Raw genomic sequence first — 6749 nt, 5'->3', positions numbered from 1 at the left:
AATGCGTGCTCTTGTCCTGGAGGTGCCCGGCCGGGCGCGCCAGCTCGGGCTTGCCGGCATAAGGCATCTTGATCTCGATGCCGCTGCGGTTGTGGTAGAAATACGCGAGCGCGTCGTACTTGAGCTTCTGGTAGATGTCGGCGCCGATGTCGAACGGGTAGCTCTTCTCCTCGCCGACCTTGAGCACGTAGCCCTGGCCCGGCGCCTTGTGCGCGGTGAAATCGACGAGGTGGACGTGATCGCCGGAGGCGGCGTCCTTCCCGAAGACCTTGGTCTGGCCGTGCGCGACCGGCTTGCCCGAGCCGTCGAGCAGCTCCCACGCGAGCGGCGCGGTCGCCGCGTTGCTCACGCTCGCGATCTTGATCGCGCCCGGCAGATACCCGACCTGGTTCACGGCGACCTTCGGCGCCGCGGCCGCCGCCGCGTCGCCCGCGGGCGCGGCGGCCCTGAACTCCGGATCGTCGAGGCGGATGTCGTCGATGCAGACCTCGAACGGCTCCTTGGCCGAGGCCATCGCGCCGCCGATGTGGAAGGCGAGCTCCGCCGTGGCGTCGTCGGCCTTCGCCATCGAGAACTTGCCGGAGAAGGTCTTGGGCTCGGTCCCGAGCTCGACGGTGTCGAACCAGTACTCGTCGTAAGGCGGCCCCGACATGCCGACCTTCGGGCGCGCCTTCGTGGGCGCGGACGCCCAGGCCTTGTACTGGATCGTGTAGCTGTGCCCCTTCTGGATCACCATCTCCCGGTGGCGAAACTGGGCGTCCCAGTTGTTCGACCCCTTGTTCGTCACCGTCACGCAATAGGCGCCGTTCTTCACCTCGGCGCTGCCCGCGCCCGGCGCGGTGAACGAGGTGGTCCAGGGCAGGCTCTTGTTGTCGTCGAAATCGGAGGCCTTGAGCAGGTTTGTCTGCGCGGGCCCGGCGCTCGCCGCGGCGCCCGTGTCAGCGCCGGCGGAAGGGGCCTCCGCGGAAGGGCCCTGCGCGGTCGCGCATCCAGCGCTCGCCGCGAGCGCGCCGAGCACGAGCGCGGACGCCCGCCCCGCTCGGCGGAGGATCCACGGCTTGAGATGGGAGTCGTTCATAAGTCCTCGGTTCACGGATAGGGGCAATCAGCGGTTAAAAAGCGGCAATTACGTCCATCTTGTCAAGCGCAATCCTCGCCCGCGCGTCGAAATGGCGGGCCGCGCCGCCCTGCGGATCCCCGGCCGGCTCCCCCGCGGCTCGACCACGACGGAGCTGCGCTGGAGGCACACGGGAGCCGCGCCGGAGGTCGCGAGCGCTCCGGAGGCCGGGCCGGCGCGCGCTCCATCCTCGTGCTCCGGCGCCGGTCGATCGCGCTGGTACCCCCGGCGCGGCCGCACTAGGCTCTGCGGCGCCTCGTCGCGTCCGGATCGCGACCGAGCACCCTAAACGAGGAGACGACATGGCAAAGCACAGCTTCTCAGTCCCCTTCCCCGGTTCCGCTCAAGAGATCGTCGCGAAGGCCAAGACAGCGATCGAGAAGGCCGGTGGCCAGTTCAACGGCAACGAGGGCAACGGCACGTTCTCGGTGCCGACGCCGGCGGGGACGGTGAAGGGATCCTATGCCATCGCCGCCCAGAGCTTCTCGGTCGACATCACGGACAAGCCGTTCATCGTCCCCGGCAGCGCCATCGAGTCCCAGGTGCGCAAGTTCCTCGAAAAGGCCTGATCGGTCGCCCGCGCGCCCGCCTGCGCGCTCCGCGGTCGCCGCGCGAGGCGCGGAGTCGATCGCCGCGCCGCCTCGGCGCATCGGGCCTCCTCCGCGAAGCATCCAATCTGGAACGCGCCCCCTCGGGGCGCGGGGGGGCCGGCGCCGGCCCCGCGGGCGGGAGCGCGCCTGTCACGCGCCGTCGCCGGCGAGGTGCACCTTGAGCACGCTCTCCTCGGCGGGGACGCCGAGCCGGAGGGGGAAGCCGTAGTGCCCTGTCCCGCGGTGCACGTAGAGCCGGTCCGGGCCGCGGGCCCAGAGGCCGTGATCGGGCATGTTCACGAAGAGCCGTAGGGCCGTCCAGGAGCCGCCGAGGCTGACCAGGCCGAGCTGCCCGCCGTGGGTGTGGCCGGAGAGCACGAGATCGCCCTCGCCCTCGCCGAGGAGGCGGAACGCGCCCGGATCGTGGAGCAGCACGAGCCGGAGCGCCCCGGGCGCGCGCGGGTGCCGGGCGCAGACCTCGGCCATGCGCTCCGCGCGATCGCGGTAGTGGAAGTCCATCCCGAGCACCTGGACCGGCCCCGCGGCCGTCTCGACGAGCGCCGCCTCGTCGACGAGCAGGCGCACCCCGGCCCGGGCGAGCGCGGTCGCGACGAGGCGGGGCGACTCGTGATCGTGGTTGCCGTGGCACGCGAACACGCGGCCCTCCAGGGCGCGGAGCGGGGACAGCGCCTCGGCGAGGTGCTCCGCGGTGTCCTGCGACTCCATGGTCAGGAAGTCGCCGGTGAGCACGACGAGATCCGGATCGCGGGCGACCGCGCGCTCGCAGATGCCGCGGAGCCGCGCGACGGACATGAACGGACCGAGGTGAGGGTCGGTGATCTGGACGATGCGGAGCGGGCGGCGCGCGGGGGGCGCGCCCTCGCGCGAGAGCGGGTGGCGCTTCAGCCCCTCGACGCGCGCGCGGTCGACCACGAGCTCGACCTCCTCGCGGCGGGCGGTGAGCGACTGGAGGATGCCGACGCCGGCGAGGGCGAAGGGCGCCCAGAGGCCGTACGGCGTCGCCCCGAGGCCGCTCGCGATGGCCCACGGGAACGACAGGAAGATCGCCGCCACGAAGTAGGACGCCGGGATGCTCACGAGCGCCCGGTAGGCGAGCGGGCGCATCCGCGGGCGCGAGAGCAGGAGGAAATGCAGGTAAACCGCGCCCTGGAGGTACGCGAACGCCGGCGCGAGCGGGCCGACGTGGCGGAAGAGCGCGCACGAGATCAGCGTGTGGATGCCGAGCAGCACGCCGACGAACCGGGCGTAGAGCCGGCCGCGACGGCGCCGCGCCGCCACGGCGACGAGGAGCCAGGCCAGGAGGGAGGCCACCCAGAACAGGACGACGGGGGTGAGGAACTTCAATCGACGGCTCCAGGCGACTCGGGCGCGCAGAGCCACCGCGGTCTGCCCTGCCCGGTCGGACGGGCGAGTTTCCCGCGTCCGGCGCGCCCGCGCCAGGCGTCCGGGTCCGGTCGTGCGACGGGCGAGCTTACCCCCTTGGGGCCGGCGGCGTTGCGGCACAGGCCCCCGGCTGGTACGGAGGCGCGTTGCTCCGCAGGGAGCGCCGCCATGACCCGGCTGCGATCGAGTGACGGACCCCCGAGATAACTGGCATTCACCAGGCAATCGTGCGCGCGCCCTGACGGGAAAAGGCATCACCGCACCCACGCCGGAGGGATCCTTGTTCCATTCATCACGGACCGCGCTGCTGTCGCTGGCGCTCTTCGCCCTGAGCCCGCTCGCGTGCAACCAGCCCCCGTCGCCGGCGACGCCAGGGCGCACCGGAACCGAAAGCTCCGCCGCCGCGGCGGCGCAGCTCGCGGCGCTCGCCGGCGAGCACTGGGACGGCCGGCTCGCGGCCGAGCCCGTCGAGGCGACGTTCCTCGGCTTCCGCAGCCACGACGATCGCCTCCCCGACGTCACCGAGGCCGGCCGCGCGCGCGAGATCGCGCGCCTCGAGGCGCTGCTCGGGCGGGCGCGAGCGATCGACGCGGCGTCCCTCGCGCTCCCCGATCGCGTCACGCACGGGATGCTGGTGCATGATATCGAGAGCGACCTCGCATCGCGCGAGTGTGACCTCTCGGCGTGGACGGTCGACCAGCTCGGGGGACCTCAGGTCGAGCTCCTCCAGCTCGCGCGGGTCCAGACGGTGCGCACGGTGGAGGAGGGCCGCGCCCTCGTCGCGCGCTGGAGCGAGATCGGCGCGCACATGGACGCGCGCACCGACCGGCTCCGGCGAGCGCTCCAGCAAGGCAAGGTGGCCCCGCGCGCCACGGTGGAGCGCGTGATCGCCCAGCTCGACGAGCTGCTCGCGAAGCCCTCCGGCGCGTGGGCGCTCATGAGCCCCCGCGACGCCGCGCACCCCGACTGGCCGGACGCGGAGCAGAGATCGTTCGCGGCGGCGGTGGAGCAGGCGGTCGAGGGCGGCGCCCGCCCGGCCTTCTCGCGCTACCGGGAGGCGCTCGCCCGCGAGATCCTGCCGCGCGCCAGGGACGACGCGCGCGCGGGCCTGTCCCACGTGCCCGGCGGCGAGGCGTGCTACGCGCGCCTCATCAAGGCGAGCACATCGCTCGCGCTCTCGGCGGACGAGGTCCACGCGATCGGCCTCGAGCAGGTCGCGCGCATCCGGGACGAGATGAAGGCGCTCGGCGCGAAGGCGCTCGGCACCTCCGATTTCGCGGAGATCCAGCGCCGCCTCCGCGAGGACAAGGCGCTCACCTTCTCCACGCGCGACGAGGTCGAGGCGGCGGCGTCGGCGGCGGTCGCGCGGGCCAGGGCCGCGATCCCTGCCTGGATCGGCGCGCTGCCCCGGACCCCGCTCGACGTGAGGCGCATGGAGGCGTTCGAGGAGAAGCACTCCCCGCCCGCCTTCTACCGAGACCCCGCGCAGGACGGGAGCCGCCCCGGGACGTACTACGTCAACACGTATGCCCCCGAGACGCGCCGTCGCTTCGAGTCCGAGGTCGTCGCGTTCCACGAGGCGATCCCTGGCCACCACATCCAGGTCGCGCTGGCGCAAGAGCTCGGCGAGGTGCCCACGTTTCGCAAGCACGCGAACGTCATGGCGTTCACGGAGGGCTGGGGGCTCTACAGCGAGCGGCTGGCGGACGAGATGGGGCTCTACTCCAGCGATCTCGATCGGCTCGGGATGCTGAGCGCCGACGCCTGGCGCGCGTGCCGGCTCGTGGTCGACACGGGCATCCACGCGAAGGGCTGGAGCCGCGCGCAGGCCGTGACCTACATGATGGCGAACACGATCGTCGACGAGGGCGTCGTCGTGAACGAGGTCGATCGCTACATCGGCTGGCCCGCGCAGGCGCTCGCGTACAAGGTCGGCCAGCTCGAGATCCAGCGGCTGCGCAAGGACGCCGAGCGGAAGCTCGGGCCCCGGTTCGACATCAAGGGGTTCCACGACGCGCTGCTCGGCGCGGGCGCCGTCACCCTGCCGATCCTCGGCGACCAGATCGCGCGCTGGGTCGCGTCGCGCGCGCGCCTCCCCTGAGCCGCTAAACGCTATGTTGAAGCTCCTCCCGTCCGGAACGCGCAGGCTCATCATCGGCGCGGCTTCCGCGGCCGCGCTCGCACGGCGCGACGGAGACAGCGCGAGCGGCCGCGCGCGGTGCTGGACTTCCCCCCGGCGCTGACTCTCCCCGGCGCCCTCACTCGGCGCGCAGGAAGCCCAGGGTGTTGCTGCCCGGCCTGGTCCAGATGAGGCCAGGCTCGAGGAAAATGGGGTGGATGGAGTCGATCCCTCCGATCATACCCGGCCCGATCTCGCGCACCACGGGCGCGGCGAAGCTGGTGCCGCCGCCGGTCTGGCGCAGGATGGAGATGCGCGCGTCGCAGTCGGAGGTCGCCGCGCTGCACGTGGCCACAGCGATGTCGGGCATGCCCGCGCCGGCCGTATTGAAGTCGTCCACGACCAGCCCGCGGACCAGCTTGAATCCCTGCGACACTCCGCTGTCCCGCGAGACCGGAGCGAGGAAACCGTTGGCGGCGCCGCGCATGATGCTCACGTCCGGGCAGCTGCCGTCGATGCCCGAGAAGCACGGCCAGCTGAAGGGATCGGCTTTGCGCGGTTGGTTCGCGGTCACGATGTCGTCGAAGCCATCACCGTTCATGTCCGCGGCCACGACCCTGGCAGGGTGGCCCATGCGCAGCCCGTCGAACGGCGCCACCTTGTAGGAGGCGGCGGCCAGGAAGGAGCCCGTTCCGGTGCCGCGCCGCACGGTGACGTAGCCCTCCTTGCCAGGGGTGAGACCGTCCGCCTCATACTGGTTGGCAGTCACCACGTCGAGGTGACCGTCGCCGTTGAAATCGCCGAGGGCGACATCGTGGATGTAGGTCGTCCCCATGCTATAAGCGAGCGGCGCGCCGAGGTTGCCGCTGGCATCGCTGAGCCGGCGAACGATCCTGTCGTTGCATACCTCGACCACGACGACATCATCGCGGCCGTCGTGGTTGAGGTCGCCGATGGCGACGGGCCCCGGACACGCGGCGGCGTAATCCACGCGCGGAAAATTGCTGGCGAACTGGATGCCGTGGAATACGGAGAGCCCGTCGGCGTGAGATACGATGAACCGAGCGGGAGCGTTGCTGAGCGCGATGTCCCGCCCCTCGGCGGGCAGCGCATTGGACGTGCTATAATCGGAGACCAGCCTGCCCGTGTCGTCGCCCGCTCGCTGCATGAGCGCGTCGTTGCACACGTAGGCCACATCCTCGGCCACCTCGTCGAAGTAGGCGGCTTGCAGGGCGCCGGGTTCGGCGCAGAACGATGACCAGGTGGTGGTTACGCCGCAGCCCGCCTGGGTCAGCGCGCATCCGGCCACATTGGCGATGCCCTCGGCGGCGATGCCGTGGGCGGCGATGCCCTCGGCCTCCTCCATCTCGTCGGCGAGCTCACACGCGCCAGACCCGAGCGCCAGACCCGAAGTCACGGCCACCGAGAGCGCGCCGCGCAGCGAGTTGCCGATTCTCGATTTGTTGTTTCGCTTGATTGTCGTCGTGTTGGTCATACCGCGCAGCATCGGCAGCTTCCG

At 71.7% G+C, this 6749-nt stretch carries 5 protein-coding genes (1 of these 5 running past the window's edge); 2 read left to right on the top strand and 3 right to left on the bottom strand.

Annotation, left to right across the window (positions count from 1 at the left end; translation table 11 throughout):
* Window positions 1-1078, bottom strand: the start of a protein-coding gene (locus WMF20_RS12735; RefSeq protein WP_437613573.1) for a glycoside hydrolase family 9 protein. 1307 nt of this gene lie to the left of the window's left edge; only the first 1078 of its 2385 coding nucleotides appear in the window; the start codon lies at window positions 1076-1078; its stop codon lies off the left edge, out of view.
* 341 nt (window positions 1079-1419) lie between these two features.
* Here WMF20_RS12735 and WMF20_RS12730 point away from each other — a divergent pair, with 341 nt between their 5' ends.
* A complete protein-coding gene (locus WMF20_RS12730; RefSeq protein ID WP_129574601.1) occupies window positions 1420-1686 on the top strand; it encodes a hypothetical protein in 267 nt (88 codons plus the stop codon).
* A 171-nt stretch (window positions 1687-1857) separates the two neighbouring features.
* Here the strand turns inward: WMF20_RS12730 and WMF20_RS12725 are convergent, their stop codons facing one another.
* Window positions 1858-3072, bottom strand: a complete 1215-nt coding sequence (locus tag WMF20_RS12725; RefSeq protein ID WP_437613571.1) for a metallophosphoesterase — start codon at window positions 3070-3072, stop codon at window positions 1858-1860.
* Window positions 3073-3391: 319 nt separating this feature from the next.
* Between WMF20_RS12725 and WMF20_RS12720 the strand changes: the two genes are divergently transcribed.
* Complete coding sequence (locus tag WMF20_RS12720; RefSeq protein ID WP_437613569.1) at window positions 3392-5212, top strand: DUF885 domain-containing protein; 1821 nt, start codon at window positions 3392-3394, stop codon at window positions 5210-5212.
* 157 nt (window positions 5213-5369) lie between these two features.
* Here WMF20_RS12720 and WMF20_RS12715 read toward each other — a convergent pair whose 3' ends face one another.
* On the bottom strand, window positions 5370-6725 hold the full coding sequence (locus tag WMF20_RS12715; protein WP_437613567.1) for an FG-GAP repeat domain-containing protein: 1356 nt from the start codon (window positions 6723-6725) through the stop codon (window positions 5370-5372).
* Between the last annotated feature and the right edge of the window lie 24 nt (window positions 6726-6749).

It is taken from the genome of Sorangium sp. So ce834, assembly GCF_051521425.1.
Taxonomy (GTDB): Bacteria; Myxococcota_A; Polyangia; order Polyangiales; family Polyangiaceae; genus Sorangium; species Sorangium cellulosum_D.
This window is presented reverse-complemented; position numbering and strand designations above follow the sequence as displayed.